Annotated in this window: 16 protein-coding genes and 2 pseudogenes; 13 read left to right on the top strand and 5 right to left on the bottom strand. The window is 55.7% G+C overall.

The window, feature by feature from the left end:
- Positions 1 to 228: 228 nt before the first annotated feature.
- The 3 genes from rfbB (at position 229) to rfbA (ending at position 3,763) form a co-directional block, all read left to right on the top strand.
- Complete coding sequence (gene rfbB / locus CSQ86_RS07815) at positions 229 to 1,248, top strand: dTDP-glucose 4,6-dehydratase (RefSeq protein WP_100494538.1); 1,020 nt, start codon at positions 229 to 231, stop codon at positions 1,246 to 1,248.
- 145 nt (positions 1,249 to 1,393) lie between these two features.
- Positions 1,394 to 2,848 (top strand): sugar nucleotide-binding protein, encoded by a 1,455-nt coding sequence (locus CSQ86_RS07810; protein WP_100494537.1) that lies wholly within the window; start codon positions 1,394 to 1,396, stop codon positions 2,846 to 2,848.
- Between the two features lie 12 nt (positions 2,849 to 2,860).
- Positions 2,861 to 3,763, top strand: coding sequence for a glucose-1-phosphate thymidylyltransferase RfbA (gene rfbA, locus CSQ86_RS07805; RefSeq protein WP_100494536.1), 903 nt, complete (start codon positions 2,861 to 2,863; stop codon positions 3,761 to 3,763).
- A gap of 154 nt (positions 3,764 to 3,917) precedes the next feature.
- Here the strand turns inward: rfbA and CSQ86_RS07800 are convergent, their stop codons facing one another.
- Positions 3,918 to 5,339, bottom strand: a complete 1,422-nt coding sequence (locus tag CSQ86_RS07800; RefSeq protein WP_100494535.1) for an ATP-binding protein — start codon at positions 5,337 to 5,339, stop codon at positions 3,918 to 3,920.
- Positions 5,340 to 5,529: 190 nt separating this feature from the next.
- Between CSQ86_RS07800 and CSQ86_RS07795 the strand changes: the two genes are divergently transcribed.
- The 3 genes from CSQ86_RS07795 to CSQ86_RS07785 all read left to right on the top strand — a co-directional run bounded on the left by CSQ86_RS07795 (position 5,530) and on the right by CSQ86_RS07785 (position 8,188).
- Positions 5,530 to 6,771, top strand: a complete 1,242-nt coding sequence (locus CSQ86_RS07795; protein WP_100494534.1) for a Fic family protein — start codon at positions 5,530 to 5,532, stop codon at positions 6,769 to 6,771.
- Positions 6,772 to 6,834: 63 nt separating this feature from the next.
- Entirely contained in the window at positions 6,835 to 7,146 is a 312-nt protein-coding gene (locus tag CSQ86_RS07790; protein WP_240542370.1) for a nucleotidyltransferase family protein, read from the top strand.
- Positions 7,147 to 7,327: 181 nt separating this feature from the next.
- Positions 7,328 to 8,188, top strand: coding sequence for a conjugal transfer protein (locus CSQ86_RS07785; protein ID WP_100494532.1), 861 nt, complete (start codon positions 7,328 to 7,330; stop codon positions 8,186 to 8,188).
- A 134-nt stretch (positions 8,189 to 8,322) separates the two neighbouring features.
- Here the strand turns inward: CSQ86_RS07785 and CSQ86_RS07780 are convergent, their stop codons facing one another.
- Positions 8,323 to 9,696 carry a hypothetical protein gene (locus CSQ86_RS07780; RefSeq protein WP_100494531.1) on the bottom strand — a complete coding sequence of 458 codons (1,374 nt, stop codon included), beginning with the start codon at positions 9,694 to 9,696 and terminating at the stop codon, positions 8,323 to 8,325.
- Positions 9,697 to 10,060: 364 nt separating this feature from the next.
- Between CSQ86_RS07780 and CSQ86_RS07775 the strand changes: the two genes are divergently transcribed.
- Positions 10,061 to 10,519 carry a hypothetical protein gene (locus CSQ86_RS07775; RefSeq protein WP_100494530.1) on the top strand — a complete coding sequence of 153 codons (459 nt, stop codon included), beginning with the start codon at positions 10,061 to 10,063 and terminating at the stop codon, positions 10,517 to 10,519.
- An 86-nt stretch (positions 10,520 to 10,605) separates the two neighbouring features.
- Here the strand turns inward: CSQ86_RS07775 and CSQ86_RS07770 are convergent, their stop codons facing one another.
- From CSQ86_RS07770 to trxA, 3 genes are all read right to left on the bottom strand, one after another.
- A complete protein-coding gene (locus CSQ86_RS07770) occupies positions 10,606 to 12,015 on the bottom strand; it encodes a tyrosine-protein kinase domain-containing protein (RefSeq protein WP_100494529.1) in 1,410 nt (469 codons plus the stop codon).
- Positions 12,016 to 12,138: 123 nt separating this feature from the next.
- Complete coding sequence (locus tag CSQ86_RS07765; RefSeq protein WP_100494528.1) at positions 12,139 to 13,158, bottom strand: G5 domain-containing protein; 1,020 nt, start codon at positions 13,156 to 13,158, stop codon at positions 12,139 to 12,141.
- 241 nt (positions 13,159 to 13,399) lie between these two features.
- Positions 13,400 to 13,771: a thioredoxin gene (gene trxA, locus CSQ86_RS07760; RefSeq protein WP_100494527.1), complete on the bottom strand. Its 372-nt coding sequence runs from the start codon at positions 13,769 to 13,771 to the stop codon at positions 13,400 to 13,402.
- A 177-nt stretch (positions 13,772 to 13,948) separates the two neighbouring features.
- On the opposite strand from trxA, the gene CSQ86_RS07755 reads away from it, so the two are divergent.
- From CSQ86_RS07755 to gcvH, 6 genes and pseudogenes are all read left to right on the top strand, one after another.
- Positions 13,949 to 14,581 (top strand): NUDIX hydrolase family protein, encoded by a 633-nt coding sequence (locus tag CSQ86_RS07755; RefSeq protein WP_100494526.1) that lies wholly within the window; start codon positions 13,949 to 13,951, stop codon positions 14,579 to 14,581.
- A gap of 39 nt (positions 14,582 to 14,620) precedes the next feature.
- Entirely contained in the window at positions 14,621 to 15,469 is an 849-nt protein-coding gene (locus tag CSQ86_RS07750) for an alpha/beta fold hydrolase (RefSeq protein WP_100494525.1), read from the top strand.
- A 31-nt stretch (positions 15,470 to 15,500) separates the two neighbouring features.
- Positions 15,501 to 15,863 (top strand): annotated as a pseudogene (locus CSQ86_RS10125) (NAD(+) diphosphatase); the annotation flags it as partial.
- A 144-nt stretch (positions 15,864 to 16,007) separates the two neighbouring features.
- Positions 16,008 to 16,751 (top strand): annotated as a pseudogene (gene nudC / locus CSQ86_RS10120) (NAD(+) diphosphatase); the annotation flags it as partial.
- Positions 16,752 to 16,968: 217 nt separating this feature from the next.
- On the top strand, positions 16,969 to 18,660 hold the full coding sequence (locus tag CSQ86_RS07740) for a DUF4012 domain-containing protein (RefSeq protein ID WP_243387740.1): 1,692 nt from the start codon (positions 16,969 to 16,971) through the stop codon (positions 18,658 to 18,660).
- A 17-nt stretch (positions 18,661 to 18,677) separates the two neighbouring features.
- Complete coding sequence (gene gcvH, locus CSQ86_RS07735) at positions 18,678 to 19,088, top strand: glycine cleavage system protein GcvH (protein ID WP_100494522.1); 411 nt, start codon at positions 18,678 to 18,680, stop codon at positions 19,086 to 19,088.
- The last annotated feature ends 58 nt before the right edge of the window (positions 19,089 to 19,146 follow it).

Genomic DNA, 19,146 nt, shown 5'->3' with positions numbered 1-19,146 from the left:
GAACTCACGCCAGACCCCCACAAAAAACACCAAACAGGAACACAGGAAATCTGACATAACCGCCCTTATCGGCTATTGGGGATATCAGACCGCGATTGCTTGAGAAATGGGAGGGGAGAGGAGAGCGGCTGCGTCGGCTAAATGTGCATAACGTGTGTGTGAAGAACGTATATACAGTGTTTGAACTTATTGGGCCTCGAGGAATGCGCCGCAGTAGGATAAGGAACTATGTCTGAAGAATTTACTCCTCATAACATTATTGTGACCGGTGGCTGTGGTTTCATCGGTTCGAATTTCGTCCATTACGTGTATAACAACCATCCGGACGTGCATGTGACGGTGTTGGATGCGTTGACGTATGCGGGCAATCTGGAGAACATCAAGAACATTCTTGGTGATCGGGTGGAGTTCGTGCATGGCAACATCTGTGACGCGGAATTGCTGGACAAGATCGTGCCGGGGCATGACGCGATCGTGCATTACGCTGCGGAATCGCACAACGACAACAGCATCGCGAACCCGGAGCCGTTCCTGAGGACGAACGTGGAGGGCACGTTCCGTCTCCTGGAAGCCGCCCGCAAGTATGATGTGCGTTATCATCACGTGAGCACGGACGAGGTGTACGGTGACCTGGCCCTGGATGATCCGGCGAAGTTCACGGAGGAGACCCCGTATCATCCGTCCAGCCCGTATTCGTCGACGAAGGCGAGCTCGGACCTGTTGGTGCGTGCGTGGCATCGCACGTTCGGCATCCGCGCCACGATTTCGAACTGCAGCAATAACTATGGCCCGTATCAGCATGTGGAGAAGTTCATTCCGCGTCAGATCACGAACATCCTGGACGGCATGCGTCCGAAGCTGTACGGCAAGGGCGAGAACGTGCGTGACTGGATCCACACGGACGACCATTCCACGGGCGTGTGGACGATCCTGACCAAGGGGCGTATCGGCGAGACCTACCTGATCGGCGCGAACGGGGAGAAGAACAACATCACCGTGCTGCGCATGATTTTGAGGATGATGGGCCAGAGCGAGGACGCGTTCGACTGGGTGAAGGATCGTCCGGGCCACGATCGCCGTTACGCGATCGACTCCACCAAGCTGCAGACCGAGCTCGGCTGGAAGCCCAAGCACACCGACTTCGAATCCGGCCTGGAGCAGACCATCGAATGGTATACGGAGAACCGTGCCTGGTGGGAGCCTGCGAAGGCCGCCACCGAGGCCAGGTACAAGCGGCAGGGACAGTGAACCGTCGGGAGGGGATTGCCGGGGTGTTCCCGGGGCCCCTCCCTTCGCGTCTATGGGCTCGGGGCGTGTGTTCCCGATTCCCGTATGGTGTCGCTCACGGGGTTTTCAGGTTTCGTAAAGGGAATGAGGTAAGGAGTTTTCGATCATGTCGTTTGAGTTTGAGAAGGATTTGAGGGTCGCCAGGACGAATATTCCGGGTTTGCTGGTGTTTGATCTGCCGGTGCATGGTGATAATCGTGGTTGGTTCAAGGAGAATTGGCAGCGTCAAAAGATGCTGAAGCTGGGTCTGCCTGATTTCGGTCCGGTGCAGAACAACATCTCGTTTAATGCGACGAAGGGTGTGACGCGTGGCATTCATGCGGAGCCGTGGGACAAGTACATTTCGATCGCGGCGGGTGAGATCTTCGGCGCGTGGGTGGATCTCAGGCCGGGCGAATCCTTCGGTCAGGTGTTTACGACCCGGTTGGACCCGTCGAAGGCGATCTATGTGCCGCGTGGCGTGGGCAACAGCTTCCAGGCGTTGGCCGATGGGACCGTGTACACGTACTTGGTGAACGCGCATTGGAGCCTGGAGCAGAAGAAAACCTATACGTTCGTGAACCTCGCGGACCCGGAGCTGGCTATCGAGTGGCCGATTCCGTTGGAGGAGTCGGAGCGCAGCGAGGCCGATTTGCATCATCCGATGTTGAGGGATGCGAAGCCGATGGCTCCGAAGCGCACTTTGGTGACGGGCTGCAACGGCCAGTTGGGCCATGCGATCCGCGCCTACGCGGAGGCGCATCACTTGGAGGGCTTCGAGTATACGGATATCGACGAGTTCGATTTCTCCGACCCTGCTGCGTACGACAGGTATGATTGGAGCCTGTACGGGACGATCATCAACGCTGGCGCCTACACGGCCGTGGACAGGGCCGAGACCCCGGAGGGGCGTCCTGTCGCGTGGAAGGCGAACGCGCAGGGCCCGGCATTGCTGGCCAGGGTGGCGAGGGAGCATCACATCACGCTGGTGCATGTGAGCTCGGATTATGTGTTCGACGGCACCGCCGAGGAGCATACGGAGACGGAGGCGTTCGCCCCGTTGGGTGTGTACGGTCAGACGAAGGCGGCGGGTGATATCGCGGTGGCGAACGCTCCCGAGCATTACATTTTGCGTTCCTCCTGGGTGATCGGTGAGGGGCATAATTTCGTGAAGACCATGATGACGCTGTCCAACCGCGTCAATGATCCGGAGGACAAGCTGGACCAGGTGACCGTGGTGAACGACCAATTTGGTCGTCTCACGTTCACCAAGGATATGGCCGAGGCCATCTTCCATCTGCTCGATTCCCACGCCCCGTACGGCACCTACAATCTGACGGGTTCCGGAGCGGTGAAATCCTGGGCGGAAATCGCCGCTGAGGTGTTCGACCTGACGAACGGCAACGGAAGCAAGGTCAAGCCGATTTCGACGGCCGAGTACTTCGCCAACGCGAAGAACCCGGTCAGCCCGCGCCCCACCCACAGCGCCTTGAATCTCACGAAGATCGGCGAGGCCGGCTACACGCCCGCCGACTGGGAGGAAACCCTCAAAACCTACGTGGCCAAGGAACTGTCCAAGTAAGGAGAACAGACAATGAAGGGCATCATTCTTGCAGGCGGTTCCGGTACCCGTCTTTACCCGTTGACGACGGTGACGTCGAAGCAGTTGCTGCCGGTGTATGATAAGCCGATGATCTACTACCCGCTGAGCGTGCTGATGCTCGCGGGCATCCGTGACATCCTGATCATCTCTACGCCGAAGGACCTGCCCAACTTCGAGAAGCTCCTCGGTGACGGCTCTCATTATGGTGTGCATTTCAGCTACAAGGTGCAGCCCAGCCCGGACGGCCTGGCCCAGGCGTTCATCCTCGGCGAGGAATTCATCGACGGCGAACCCTGCGCCCTTGTCCTCGGTGACAACATCTTCTACGGCAACGGCTTGGGCGCCACGCTGCGCAAGGCCGTCGCCAAGGCGGAGAACGGCGAGGGCGCTTCCGTCTTCGGCTACTATGTGGATGATCCTGAGCGCTATGGCGTGGTGGAGTTCGACGAGAACAAGAAAGCTGTGTCCATCGAGGAGAAGCCTGCTCAGCCGAAGTCGCATTACGCGGTGACGGGCCTGTACTTCTATGATGAGCGTGTCACCGAGTTCGCCAAGCAGGTCAAGCCCTCCGCCCGTGGCGAGCTGGAGATCACCGACCTCAACAAGATGTACCTCGAGGACGGCTCCCTCAACGTGCGTACGCTTGGCCGCGGCTACGCCTGGCTGGACACCGGCACCATGGACTCCCTGTACGAGGCGGGCGAGTTCGTGCGCACCGTGCAGCGCGCCCAGGGTCTGCCCATCGCCATCGTCGAGGAGATCGCGTACGAGAACGGCTGGATTAGCAAGGAAGAGCTCCTCGAATCCGCCCAGCGCTACGGCAAGAGCCCCTACGGCAAACACCTCAAAGACGTGGCCGACGGCAAGGTAGTGCTCATCCCCAACGAATACTGATTCTCAGGGAAGCAAATAGTCTGCGCGTAAATCGCACATAAAACAGTGGGGCGGCGGAACTTCAACGGTTCCGCCGCCCCACTTTTGCATGACCTTACGGTGCATGGTTCGGCAATGGTATGGCGGATCGAGACGCCGGCGACCCTGTAATGTACTAACGCGTGTACATGCTTTCCGCGGTGATAAGTTCGGTGGAGTCGTCGTGTAGGTAGCGGTTCCGGGTGGCTTCGCTCACGGGGTTCTTGGTGAAGAGCATGAATTTCGTATTGCCTGGCAAATATCCATGGATGAGTGCTGCGCGGCGGTGCAATCGTTCCAAGGCTTCCGTCTCGTTGAAGGCATTCCGCCATTTGCATTCGCCGAGAAGTAGCTGCTTGTCTTGCGGATTCGCGGCGATCACATCGATGTCGGTCTGCTCTCGTGCTATTGGATCGTTACCCCACCATTTGCCGAACTGCGTCGCGATGAAGGGGAGCATGTCGTTCGCGTTGGCGCGTACAAGCCATTGCCGGCAAATGGTCTCGAATTGCTGGCCTACGTAAGTCTCGAATGCCGGCCCGAAAGCGAGTTTTCGAGCGACCCGCTCGCTGATTCCGGTTTCGATGATGCTCATATTGCGCCCAACGAATCGGAACCAGTATGCAAAGAACGGATCTGCGATTACATACATACCCTTGCGTGATTTCTCGGGATTGTCGCCAAACGGCACCATGCGCTCGATGATGCGTAAAGACGTTAGCGTCTTCAGATAATTACTGACCCCATCGGAGTCCACGCCGGCGTGTTCGGCGATGAGCTTCGGTGAAGAATTACCGGCGGCTATGGATTGCAGCACGGAGTAATATGCTGCAGGCTCACGGAGCTCCTGGCGCAGCATCATCATCGGCTCCTCGCGAAGAGGCCCGAGATTGTCGAACATGAGTTGCAACACATTGGCCTCGAAGCCTTCCGATTCGTTGATGCGGGCCAGATAATACGGTGTGCCGCCGAATGCGGCGTAATAGTTCACTAGGTCATATGGGTCGGTAGAGGGCAGGAACTTGGCCGCATCCACGTAATCGAACGGCAGGAGCCTGATCTGCGCGGTGCGTCGACCGTACAGTGGGCTCTTGCGGCCCAGTACATCGTTTTCCATGAATCCTTCATTGCTTCCGGAGAGAATCATGGTCACATTCGTGCTCAGCAGCCCGTGATCGATGGCGATTTGCATGATGGATGGCAGCGACGGCTCAGCAGCTGCCGCATACGGGAATTCATCGAATACGAATACGAAGCGGCGCTTGGATTCAGCGGCTTGCTGCGCCACGAATCGTAGCGCGGAAGACCAACTGCCGAACGCTGGCATTGAATCAGGCATGCCGAAGAATCTCAGTGCCGTGCGGGAGAAGTCCTCGAGATTCAGCTTCGCGCTTTGCTGTATCGCGGTGAAATATAAGGTGTCTTTATCCTTGACGAATTCGTCAATCAAAGCGGTCTTGCCCACGCGCCGTCGGCCATACAGCACCACCATTTCAAAGGAATCGCTGGCATACAGTCGTTCCAGTGTTTGCAACTCATGCTCACGCGCGATGAACATTCCAGCTCCTTCATATCACCAAATAACAATGCCACACTTAACCATATCACGATTAAGGTAATCACAACATGGTTAATTTATGACGCAAAAGTATATTTATTATCATCTACATACAATCCATTGACCAAATTCCGATATTTAGTTATAGTTTCTATAACTAAACATCTTTCTGAGGAAGACAATCGGCATTATGGGGATGAAATATAGAAGTTTGGCGCGGCTATTCCATGCCGATAGATCGAATGATTCGTATAACAACCATGAACGGCTTGCCCGGCAACGTCTCGATGCCGATTCCACGTTCCGTACGGGAATCATCACTCCATTGGGGGAATTGTTTACCGCCATGCCGCGGGAAACAACCTTGCTTATGGAACGCATACTCCTCGCTGAGCGGCTCGTGTCAAAGCTGTGGAACCAGATACCGGGGGTGATGCGTTGGGACTACATCAGGCATTCCATCAGCGAGGAGCTACTCGCCACCAATGAGATGGAAGGTGTGCGCAGCACGCGTAAGGAAATCAAGCGTGCGGTGGAGACCGCGGAAAAAGCTAGGGCAGAGGGCGATAAATCCAAGGCGAGATTCAGTGAGTTTGCGAAACTCTACCTGAACCTCACTGACAAAGACGCCACGCTGCCGTTGGGAATCGCGGATATTCGCGACATATATGACAAAGTGGCATTGGATGAGATTGCTCAAAAGGACAAGCCGGACGGTGAGCTCTTCCGGAAAAGCGATGTGGAAGTGCTTGGCCCGCATGGAACGCCAATTCATAGCGGTGTCAAAGGCGAAGGAAACATCAGTGCCTTGCTTGCTGACATGATTCATCTGGTCGAATCCGATGAGATACCGCATGTGCTGGCCGCAATTATGTCCCATTTTCTATTCGAATACGTGCACCCGTTTTACGATGGCAACGGCAGAACAGGCCGTTACCTGCTTGCCTTGTACTTGAATCACGATCTCACTATGCCGACCGTGCTATCGCTATCAAGAATCATTGCGGAGAACAAGAATGCCTATTACAAGGCATTCACGGAAGCAGAGGATAAGCTGAACTGCGGGGAACTCACATTTTTCGTGAACACGATGCTTGGTTTCATTCAAAAGGCGCAAAGTGAATTGATTGACGAGCTGGGCGAAAAGGTGGATCGGCTTGGCAAGAGCAGCGATATCTGCAAGCGGATTGCTGAACAACACGGGTTGTCGCCCAATGCTATTGATCTGCTGTATTCCATTGTGCAGGAGGAACTGTTCGATTCGTCGAAATATCTGTCGTTGGACGATGCCGCATATCATCTTGGGCTCTCCAAACAGAGCGCGAGAAAGTATATCGGAGAGCTGCTGGATGCCGGGCTCGCCGCCAGAACCAGTGCGCGCCCGATGAAGGTGCAGGCTTCCGGGCGACTGAGAGAAGCACTCTCTATATAGCCATGCACGCGTTTATCCCTACCGGTCGTATGATGGCGATAACGGCAAGTCGTATCGCGGGTTATGTGCGGTCTGGAGGCGGCAATGAGGGTTCCCATTGAAGATGTATATGCCCAGATCCGTCTGTTCGCCGCGGAATTCAACGCGCGTAAGGTAGTGTTGTTCGGCTCGCGTGCGAAGGGCACCAATCGGCCGAAAAGCGACATAGACCTTGCTGTGGCTGGCTGTTCCGATTTCGACGGATTGGAGAGACATCTTCAGGATGATCTTTGGTCGCTGCTGAAGGTGGATGTGATTAACTTGGACGCGCCCATTTCCGAATCCCTGAGAACGCAGATTAACCGCGAAGGCAAGGTGCTATATGAAAAAGTATGAGAATTATTCAATTTATTTGTTGCTAGCTTTTTAAAATTAGGCATCTTGACCTATAACTGTCGATATACGTTTGAGGCTCATCGACCTAAGATGCTCGGTGAACGGTGTAGCGGGGGAGAAGTGCCCGTATACCGCGGATGCCAGATAGGCTGGATCGTTGAAACAGCGCGGGGTGATGAGAATGCGTAAGAAGAAGATTATCGCGGCAATAGCTGCGGCGGCTGGTGTATTTGGATTTGCAGGAGCGCTTCCGGCAAGCGCATTCGCGGACACCACTATCGACATTGAAGGCCAGACCAACATCAGCGGCACGGTGCCGGAAGATGTGAGCAACGCCCTGAACCACATTCATCAAACGAACGGTCAGATCAAGCAAGACATCGATACCGCGAAGCAGCATGCGGAAGACCTGCATCAGCAGGCGCATGATGATGCGAACGATATCCGCCAACACAACGAGCAGGCTTGGCAGGATGCGCAACAGACTCATGATGATATCAAGGGTGCTGTTGACAATGCCCATGACCGTTTGCAAGACACGCATGACACCTTACATCAGGATGCTCAGGATACGCAGAAGCATCTTGACCAGATTCATCAGAATCTGAAAGATGACCATGATCAGCTCAAGCAGGACCATGAGGATTTCCTGTCCGCCCTGCAGAAATGGAATAACGATATTCTGGGAGCGCTTTCCGGCAATTCGAAGGGTGACGATAATGCTTCGAATAGCGGGAACAATAGCGATTCGAGCAATGACTCTACAAGTAAAGACAGCACTTCCGCTGGAACGACAAACGATAGCAGCAAGCAGAACGCTGATAAGACCAATGCGGGTACGGTAAAGCAAACCGCTACAAATGGCGGCAATGACAGCAATGGTGCTGCTGCCACGACCAACGCCACTGCGCAGCCGACTGGTGTGCTGGCCTCCACTGGTGTGAGCACGGCTGTGCTATTGGCCGCTATTGCAGGCTTGTGCGCGTTGGCTTATGGAGTGAGGATTTTCGCGCAGTATAAGCATGAGACGCAAGGGAAGTAAGTAATCATCTCGTTAAAATGAAAATGTGCCGGTGCCATCGATGTGAATGGCACCGGCATTATTTTGCTGAGGTTGGCTCCCCCTCAGCAACTGCACTGACAGAGGGAAGTCAGGTTTTTGCGAAGCTCCATATTTCAGGATTCTGGAGTTGTTTGTGGAGTTGTTTGTGGAGTTGTTTGTGGAGTTGTTTGTGGAGTCGTTGTGGTTTCTTCATCACCGCTGGTGTCGTCTGTGGTGGAGTCAGGGGTAGTTGTACTACGTCGTTGAGCATACTGCTGCTGCGCTGCCACGGCTGCGGAGTAGTTGGCCATGGAAGTGTTGACCTCCTGGGTGGCGGTATCCAGCGCAGTTACCGCATCCTGCATGGCTTGAGTGTCATTGGTCTGCTGGGCAAGGACGGTGTTGGCGTTATTGATGGCGGCTTCCAGATCGATACGCGTCTGGTTGTTCTCAACAAGGCCCCAGCTGTTAGTCAATAGGGTCTGTGCTTCAGAAACCTTGTCCTGCAGCGTCTGCTGTACATTGGCCACATCCTTGGCGCTCTTGCTGGTATTGACAGCTTGCACGGCATCGGTAATGGCCTTGGTGTTGCTCTTCGCGGTCTTGGTCTGATCCTTAGCGTTTTGAGCAAACTGCTGCAATTGCTGAGTGGACGCTGAAGACTTGCATTCGATGGTCTCCGCATTCTTCACCGCGGCAACGGCCTTGCTCAACGTATCCACGGTGGCGGCATCTGCTACCTGGTCGGCGGTAATCGACTGAGCGCTTTTCGCATCAGACAAGGCCTTGGTCAGTGCCTTTTGTGCAGTAGTGTAATCGCTAACCGCAGTAGTGCACTGAGTCAAGGCACTTTGATGCAAGCGTTGTGCTTCCTGATCGTCCTGCTGCGTGCGCCACCATAGGCCTCCGGCGACCGCAGCTCCGGAGACCACCAATGCGGCAACCACTGCAGTGGCAATGATCTTTGTTTTATTATTCCCCTGCTTGGTTGTGGCATGTTCAGCGGCTGCCGATGGCTTTGGCTCTTCAACGGGAGCGGGCTTTTGCTCAATGGCGCTGAAATCAATATCCAAATCGTCGGTTTTGCGAGCGGAGGTGGTGTTGGGCGTGGATGAAACCGGAGCGAACAGGGGCGGAACAGCCTGTGTCTTGTCGGCGGAACCATTACTCTTGCCGGAGACTTCGGCAAAATTCGTGCTGGCCGCTCCGTCATTGCTGTTTCCCGTGGCTGGGAAACTTGGCGCATCAATAGGCTGATTATTGTTTGCCGGTGCTGCGGTTCCGGTAGAAGGCCATTGAAGAATATCGTCGAAGCTGGGGGATGCGAAAGAAGCCGGTTCCTGTTTGAGCTTGGATGCTGCGTCGTCGCCTGATGGAGTGGCTGTGGCAGGTTTGGCGTTCTCATCAAAAGAAATTGGTGGGATGTCCCAGAAGGTGTCAACAATATCCCGGGGAGCCGGTTCCTTCGGGGTATCAGCATTCAATTCAGGATGTTCTTCTGAACCCATGTCTCTTCTCGTTTCTTACGATGGCTTACTCACAATATTCCAGAATGTCAGTCTATTCAGCGATGAGACTTGAACAAGTGATATGGGATAACATACTAGATTTCTTTACTAATCGAGGTATGGCGATGGTAAAACATCAGGGGAGTGCAGGCTTGATGCGCGAGACAATACCGGACCGACTTTGCTGATTTCTATTGATTTTCTATATCGAAAACTTATATGGCATAAAGAAACTAGTAAATCAATAAAAGCGGATAAATAATTATATTAGTAATTACGGCAGTAGTAGGTTATAATAAAATGGAATTTATTAGAATAATTTATCTTCTAATATGTCGGAAAATTGTATATATAGGAGGAAATAATGGCATCCTTGCTTCAAGGTTTTGAGGAGATTAATCTGACCAAGCCAGTCGGCAAGACGGTTATGACCGTTACCGCATCGGCGGTGAAGTTCAATAAGGCTACGGCTGCCGAGCTCGGCTACCCGGCGTACGTGAAGGTTCTTATCAATGAAAAGACCAAGCAGATTGCTGTGACTCCTACCACGGCCAAGGCCACGAATGCATTGAAGTTCAGCAAGTCCGAGGAGAAGCAGACCGCTTCCGTAAGCCTGAAGGATGCTACGTTGGTTGCCGCGCTGCTTGAGCATTTCACTTTGGCGGAAGCTCCGGAAGGTGAAATCGCCTATCAGTCGGTGAAGGGCGCGGCTTACCCGGAAGACAAGACGGTGATTTTCAATATCGAAGATGCAGTGGCCGGCACTATGAGGCGTCGTGGCCGTAAGAAAGCTGTTGAGACTGAGTCTGAGACGGCTGAGTGATTATTCCATTCGCTTAAGGTGGATAGAGTAAAGAAAAAACCCGCGCTAACATGCGCGGGTTTTTTCTATGCGGATTTCATCATAACTTACTTATGCTTCTTACCCTTGCGAGAATTACGCTTCTCGCCATTCTCGTAGTAGTAATAGTAGTAATTCTTGGAATGAATCTTCTTCGGATCGGCGAAGTTGAAGATGTAACCCAGCACCGGAACCTCAGCAGTCTTCAGTGCGGTGGCGGTGCCTTCCAGCTCCTTCTTCTCCACAACGCCCTTACCGGTGACCAGCACCAGACCGCCTGCCATGCGGCCGAACACCACGGCGTCGCTGGACACGGAAAGCGGAGCGGTATCGATGATCACATAGTTGTACTGAGTCAGGGCTTGCTCGACCAGTTCGCGCATAATGTCGGAGTTCAGCAGGATGCTGGCGTTGGCCGGGCGCTTGCCGGCCGGCAGAATGTGCAGATTCGCCTTCCAATACTTCTGGATGACATCGGCCGGGGAAGCCTGGCGGGAAAGCACATGAGACAGACCCACATGGCCTTCAATGCCGAACTTATGGGCCACGGAGGGGTGGCGAAGATCAGCATCGATGAGCAGCACGCTCTTGCCCTCTTCGGCCAGGGCAGCGGCAACATTGGAAGAGACGGTGGTCTTACCTTCAGACGGGTCGGTGGAAGTGATGACCAGCAGTCGGCCGTGGCCTTCGGTGGCGGTGGTGGTGAGGAAGGAAAGGTTCGTGCGAATACGGCGGAACTCTTCGGCTTCGCTGCCAGCAGGCTGTGCCACCACGACCGGGCGGCTGTCATCCAGCATGGCGGAAGACGGCACAGTGCCAAGGGAGGAAGCGTGCAGCGCCTCGCGCACATCCTCGGTGGTATCCACCTTGGTGTTGAGAATATCCTTGAGCAGGGCGACGCCCACGGCGACAATCACGCCGAGCACCAAACCGGCAGCCAGATACAGCGGGATGTTAGGGGAGCTCTGGCCGGTCGGCACCTGCGCCTTCTGCACCACGGTGAGCTTGATGGGAGCCTTGCCGGTGCTGTTGTACAGATCAGAGGAAATCTGCTTGGCCAAATTGCGGGAAACGCTATTGGCAATGTCCGCCGCCTGCTGCGGGTCGCCGACCTCGGCGGAAATGTCCACCATAAAGGTGTTGGTCGGGTTGGTGGCGGTGACAACCTGAGCGAGGTCAGCAGTGGTCATATCCAAACCGAGATCTTCGATGACCGGCTGCAGCACGGCTTCGGTCTTTACCAGTTCCGGATACGTCTTGATCTGGGTGTTCAGGTAGTTGGTACCGGAGCTCATATCGTTGGTGCTCTGGGCTTCACCGGACTGGCCGGTGTAGGTGGCGAACACCTCGGCGGTGGCCGTGTACTTCGGCGGCATGATGAAGGTAACGGCTGCGACGGCGGCGAAAACTACTACGAATGAGATAATCGCGGCCACGATATGCTTGCGAAGAATCTGCAGCAAATCAGCGATGGTCAATGTTCTTCCCTAACTCTTTGGAAAATCTCACAGATGAATTCAAATCTAGCACTGCCCGAGGAACTCTGCCCGACAAGAAGACCCCGCATATCAGCGGGGTCTTGGAAGTTGGAATTGCAGCTCTCAGTAGCTCTTGTACTGCTGCCAATGGCTATAGGCTGCGGCGATGGAGCCGTAGCGGCTATTGCAGTAGCTGATGAACCATTTGAATTGAGTCTGATAATTGGTGGCCCAATCGGCGCCGGCGGAAGCCATCTTGCTTCCGGGCAGGGCCTGGGGCAAGCCGTAGGCGCCGGACGGATTGGCGGCGGTGGGGCTCCAACCGGATTCATGATTGATGATGAAGTTGGCTGCGGTGAAGTCGCTTTCGGAATAGCCGTTGGAAATCAGGTAATCGTGGGCCCAAGTCTGCATCTCGCCCACCGGCACGGTGGTGCCGAGGCTGGAGGAAGAGGAGCTGGACGATGAAGATGAGCTGGAAGCGGTGGAACCGGTGCCCACCAGAATCACCTTATCTACAGGTGCCTTCTTGACCCAGGACGTGAATACGTTGGAGGAAACCACTTTGCCGCCTGCGCGAGTGACCAGAGACGTAGTCTCCATTACACCGTTCTGGCCCTCGGTCTCCACCTTTTCAGTGCCCTTGGGCAGGTCAGAGGTTTCCTTGCGGACTTCGTTGAACGGAATGTCCGTATCGTTGGTTTCCACATCGGCGCCGGCCCGCTCGATGGTGATCACCGTGGACTCGGTCACCTTGCTGGTGAGCGACGGGCTTACGGTGTCCGCCGGGTCAAGGGTGATGTTGCCGGTATCCAGCACGGCCTTCACGGTCTTCATCTCGTTCTTCTCGCCGAGCACCACGCGGGAATCGCCATTGATCTTCACAGTGACGTAGGTGGTGTTCTTATCGGCTGCGTTGAGAGCGCCACGGGTTTCGGAACGGGATGCCGCGGAGTCGGTGGCGGAAAACGCGGTGATATGGGTAGAAGGCTGTACGGTGTCCGACTGGTAGAAGTTGCGGGACAGGAACCCGGCACCGGCGATAAGACCACCAGCGGTGATTACTGCACCGATCTTGGCCCACTGACGTTTGCTTAAGCTCAGGGACTTCAGCGGGGAGGTCTTCTTCGCGTGTCTCGTCATTACGCTCCTTGGATTGATTCGCAGCTCACTGCACTGCAGATTCAGTTCTTATATGTCACTCTATGAACCACATAAATCGTGCAGATTACATAGCGTTGAGCTGCACACACTGCCCTACATCATAGGCGGAGCACTGGATGAAATACAAAAGCCGACCCTGCGGCGAACCGCAAGAGTCGGCATATGTAGTGGTTGTGTCAGTGCAAGTCCACCAAATATAGTGATGCTGTTTGACGGCGAATCACTCAGCGGACTGGGCTGCAGCCTGGGCCTTGGCAGTGGCGAGGTCGAGCGCCTTGGCCTGGCCAATCAGATCATCCAGATCGGCGGCTTGCAAAGCGCCGGCCTGCTGGAAGATCACTTCGCCCTGCTTGGCGATCATCAGCGTAGGTACCGCCTGGATGCCGGCGGCCTGAGCGAGATCCTGGTTCGCGTCGATATCGACCTTCACAAAGGCGATGTCCTTGTTCTCCGGCTTGTCGGAAGCCGCTTCGAAAATCGGGCCGAACGCGCGGCACGGTCCGCACCAGGTGGCCCAGAAGTCCACGAAGACGATCTCATTGTCGGTGATGGTCTTCTCGAAATCCGCTGAAGTAATGGCCTTGGTCGCCATATGAGTCTCCTTTAATGGGCGAAAGTACAGATGTTTATGTATCTGCGCACCAGCTTGTCAGCACCACCCAACATTTGCCGTGTTTTGCGCCACAAGCCAAACGCTCGTCCATAATGTTTGCCCATATTTCGCTGGAAGGTGAAGGAAACCCGACTTCCGCGCGCGATAATGGGAAGCATGCCAGTCATGAATGATGAAGTGCCCGGTGAGGGCGACTATGATGCCAATCGCAAACGCGGTGAATTCGACAACATCACCCCTGAGGACTTCATCCACGGAGGTGGTTCAGGCCATGGCAATCCGCCAGGGTGGTTGGGGCCTGCGGACATCAATCGCGCCCGTCACCAAATGCCCATCGCCTATGTGGAGATCGTGCCGGTTCGCACTGATGACATGGGCCGCATCGCGCAGGTCGGTTCGCTGCTGCGAGTTTCCGACGATGGCTCGATCGAGCGTACGGTGATTACCGGCCGTGTGCTGTTCCATGAGACGTTGCGTGAAGCAATCGCCCGCAATGTGGCCAAGGATCTGGGCGATATCGCGCTGCCATTGCTGCCGGCATCGCTGCAGCCGTTCACCGTGGCCGAATTCTTCCCGACCCCGGGCCTAAGCGAATACTATGACCCCCGCCAGCATGCGATTGCGTTGTGCTATGTGGTGGCCATCGCCGGCGACTGCAAGCCGCAGGATGAGACGCTCGACGTGGAATGGGTCGATCCCAAGAGCGACATGATGGATAAATTCGTCGATCAGATGGTCAATGGTCACGGCCGCATCGTGCGCCAGGCGCTCGCCTGGGCCGGTGTGTGACTGAATTGTGTGACTGAATAAGGGAAGTGTTACATCAATATGGCAATCGAATTAGCAAATCATATCTATCGTGACGGCGAAGGCGTGCCGGTGGTGCTGATGAACGCCTACCCGGTGGACCACCGCATGTGGGATGTCTGCGCCAAAGCGCTTGCGGACCTCTCATATTTGAACGATGTGCCGCCATTTCCGATTTGGGCTCCGGACATGGCCGGCTCCGGTGAGTCCCCGGTGCCCAGTGCCGAGGATTCCGGCCCGCAGATGGCCAATGGCGCATACACGGAGGCGCTCGATCGTCTGGCGGACGCCTATGTGGACTTAGTGAAGTCTGCTGGCTATGACCAAGCCATTTGGGTCGGCCTTTCCATGGGCGGCTATGTGGCGATGGATATACAGCGTCGCCATCCGCAGACCGTGGCCGGACTGGCCTTGTGCGACACGATGGCCGCATCCGATGGCACCGGCGGCGAGGGTCGTCTCGCCATGGCCGATGCCGCGGAACAGACCGACTCGGTGGAACCGGTGATGCATTTCGCCAAGCCGTCCGAAGGGGACTCCACCGTGAAGAAGACTCCGGAATTCATCACAACCATGACCCATTGGATTGAAGAACAGGCCCCAGCTGGTCTGGCATGGCGTCAGCGCATGACCTACGGCCGCCCGGACATGGACGCGGTGCCGGAAACGATCAGCGCGCCCACCGTCGTGATCTCCGGAGAACTCGACCCCACCAGCAACCCCAGCGTGATGAAGCCTCTGGCCGCACGCATCGCCGGCGCCGAATTCGTGGACATCCCCGATTGCGGGCATTTCAGCGCCGTGGAACACCCGGAAACCGTTGCCCGTGCGCTACTTTCGCTCGTTCGCCGCGTGCAGGCGGCTCGGTAAGGCTCGGTAAACCAGTACAAGGGACTTTCTCATGGCTGCAGATATACATTTCTCCCCGCTTGCACTCACGCGTGCGTTGCCTTTCCTGCCGCTGGCACAGGGCGACATCGACTATCAGGTGGATCGTCGCAGTGAGCCGGGCCTGATTGACGAACTGCTGCAAGACGCCAATACCAAGGTGATTTTGACCCGCGGCGGGCATATCGCCGTACCGCGCGGCCAGGGTGATCTTGTGGACTATGAAAACGTCAAAATGAGGCTCGCAACCCTGCCTGGCGGCTATATTTCCGCTGAACTTCAGCGTTACCCGCAGGCTGTGGCCATGTTCCTCGGCTCGTACGGTGGAGTTCGCGGCGAATCAGTGGTCGCGGTAGACATCTCCCGTGTTCCCGAAGTCGGCAGTGCCGCAGCCAATGCCGCCGGTACCCAAGCATCCTCCGCGGGATTCGCCGGCTGTGAAATGCCGACTGCTACTGCCAACGGCAAATCCAACGCAACCACCGGCGTACTGGGCACGCAGGATTATGGCACTGTTGATGGAGCGCTCAGCGTGCCGGATTCCGCAGGGCAGGGCGCTGACGATGCATTTGATGAATCGGTCGATCTGCAGAGCGACAAGAAACCCGCGCCCAAGCCGACATTGCTGCAGCAAGCCGTCACACGATTCGATTGGGTCGATCTGCGCGGCTTCGCGCCGCACGCCAATGCGCGCGAAGCCGGACAGGCTACCAGTGCCATCACCTTGAGCATCTGGCATTCCCGCCAGCGGTTCTGCCCGACTTGCGGCGCTCCGGTCGAGGCCGCGCTCGCCGGCTGGGCGCAGCGCTGTTCCAATGCTGCGGACGGCAATCGCATTCTGTTCCCGCGCGTCGAACCTGCGGTGATCACCGCCATCGTAGATGGTCAGGATCGCTTACTATTGCAGCACAACGCGGCATGGAAGGACGAACGACTGTATTCGGTGTCCGCCGGATTCGTGGAAGCGGGGGAGAACCTTGAACATGCCGCCCGACGAGAAGCCATGGAGGAAACCGGCATCAAACTGGGCGAAGTGCGCTACCTCGGCTCCCAGCCATGGCCATTCCCCGCATCATTGATGATGGCGTTCAAAGCGCATGCCATCACCACCGACGTACATGTGGATGGTGAGGAAACCGTGATCGCGCGTTGGGTGACGCGCGACGAATACACCGCTGAGCTGATCTCCGGACGCATGGCGGCTCCGGGGCGTGCCACCATCGCGCGATACATGATCGAGGAGTGGCTCGGCCGTGAGCTGTAAGAGCATGGCTTTAATATGTTCCTCTTGTTAAGAAGTGCTGTCTGAGAGCCGAGGATCAGGAAACACTGGTCATACTGGGCCTAGTATTTTTGTCACGTGCAATAGACGTCAATAGACTGATAAGCTGCAGCGGAAGTAAGGAGATAGGCGTATGCCGTCGCATGCTCGAGTGATTCAGAAAAAAAGTCATGTAGTACGAAATACCTGTTTGATAATTGTGGCGCTGCTGCTTGTGATGGTCGGTGCCGCTGGCATTGTCGGATTCCAGTTCTATCAATCGGCGATGCGTGCGAAAACGCATCTCAATAATGTGATTAGCCAAGCCAAGGTCATCAGCAGTGGCTCGACTGACGAAATGGTCAAATCACTCAGCGATGTGAGTTATATCCAGCAGGAGACGGCAGCCGCCAAGCAGGAAGTCAGCGGCCCGTTATGGGGATTCGCGGAGAAGCTGCCGCAGGTTGGCGGCGATGTGGCGACTGTACGCACAACCATTGATACGTTGGATGATTTCGCTCAAACCACATTGCCTGCGCTCAGCAAGACGGTGACAGGACTGTCTGATGCCAATCTATCCAGTGGTGATGGACAGCTCAACATGGAGCCCATTATCGCGGCGGCCAAGCAAATGTCCACTGTGAATCAGTCCATGCAGAAGCAGGCAAAGACCATAGAGTCACTTCCGGAGCCGAAAATCCCCATGGTGAAGAACGCTCTCGACCAGGGGCGTGACAAAATGTCCACCATGGCTCAGGCCACGGAAAGTCTTTCAGGACTGCTCAATATGATGCCGAACTTCCTGGGAGCCAATGGCGCACGCAATTATGTGCTGCTCGCCCAGACCAATTCCGAGATTCGTGGCTCTGGCGGCTTGGTCGGATCCGCGGGCTCGGTAAGCGCGGACAATGGCAAAATCACTGTAGGCACGTTCCATGCGGATGCGGAATTCCCGACTAATGTTGCGGCGGCAGATGCCAATGAGCAGGGCGACAGCACGTTGTACAACGGTTTGTATCTCGGCCAATATGTGCACAATGTGAGCTCCACTCCGGACTTCCCGCGTGTGGCCACCATGGCACAGAAGTTCTGGAAGGCGGCATCCTTCGGCGGAGACTCCGATGGTGTGATGTCGCTTGACCCGGTGGCTTTGCAGGCCCTGATTGGCGCCACTGGTGACGTGACCCTTTCCGATGGGCGAGTCTTGAACGGCAGCAATACCGCGGAATTCCTGTTAAGCACGGTATACAAGGATCTTGCGGTCTCCGAGCAGGATAAGTATTTCAGTGAGACGGCTGCACAGACGGTGGATCATTTGTTCAGCGATATGAACACGCAGAAGCTCATGACCGTGGCCAAAACCATGATGACCATGGCCCAGCAGCGCCACCTCTATTTCTGGTCGTTCCACGATGAGGATTTGGCGGCATTGCGCAGCGCAGGGCTGACCGGTGAAATCACCAATGATGCCCAGAACCCGGTGACGGGCGTGTATCTCAACCAGATGCAGGCTTCAAAGATGGATTGGTACATCAAGCGCAATTCCACGGTGAAGAAGACGGGGGACAACACGTACCACGTGTCGTACACGCTGACCAATACGCTTAAGGCCTCGCAAGCTTCTTCATTGCCTGAATATGTGACCGCGAACGCCAAGAATGGCGTGGCGCTGGATCGTGTGATGCTCTATACGCCGGCCGGTGGAGAAATATCCAATATCGCTTCCTCCAATGGTTCGAAGTTCACCGCGGTACAGGCGCCTAATCATATGGCCTATATGGCGGATCTCTCCATAGCGCCCGAGGTTTCAATCACCGTGGAATATGATGTCACCACCACGCAGGGGGCGGCGAATTTGAAACTGGACCAGACCCCGACTACGGGCGATCCGGCGATTACCTATCAGTACTGATTGTTAGGCTGACCATTATGAATGAAAACGACGAAACCGAACAGCCGCTGAACCTCGATATTCCCGAGCACCTCGAATACTCCGACGAGCATGTGTGGGTGGATCGGTCGGATGATGACCTCGCCATTTTGGGCATCACCGAATTCGCCGCCGACCAGCTCGGCGAACTGGTATTCGTGGACCTTCCCGAACCCGGCTCCCGTGTGGAGGCCGGCGACGAGATCGTGGAGCTCGAATCCTCCAAGGCCGTGCAGCCCATGATCAGCCCGGTAGCCGGCACGGTGAAGTATGTGAACCGCGATGTCGCAGACGATCCCTCCGTCATCAACGGTGACCCATATGGCGAAGGCTGGATTCTGAAGGTCGAACTCGACGATGACGAACCTGATCTGCTCACCGCCGAAGAATACGCCAAAATCATTCGCTAAAGATCCTGTTTGTCTGCTATGAGCCTGGCTCTTAGCCGGCTCATAGCATGCATGGCCT

The organism is Bifidobacterium felsineum (genome assembly GCF_002802915.1).
GTDB lineage: Bacteria > Actinomycetota > Actinomycetes > Actinomycetales > Bifidobacteriaceae > Bifidobacterium > Bifidobacterium felsineum.
This window is presented reverse-complemented; position numbering and strand designations above follow the sequence as displayed.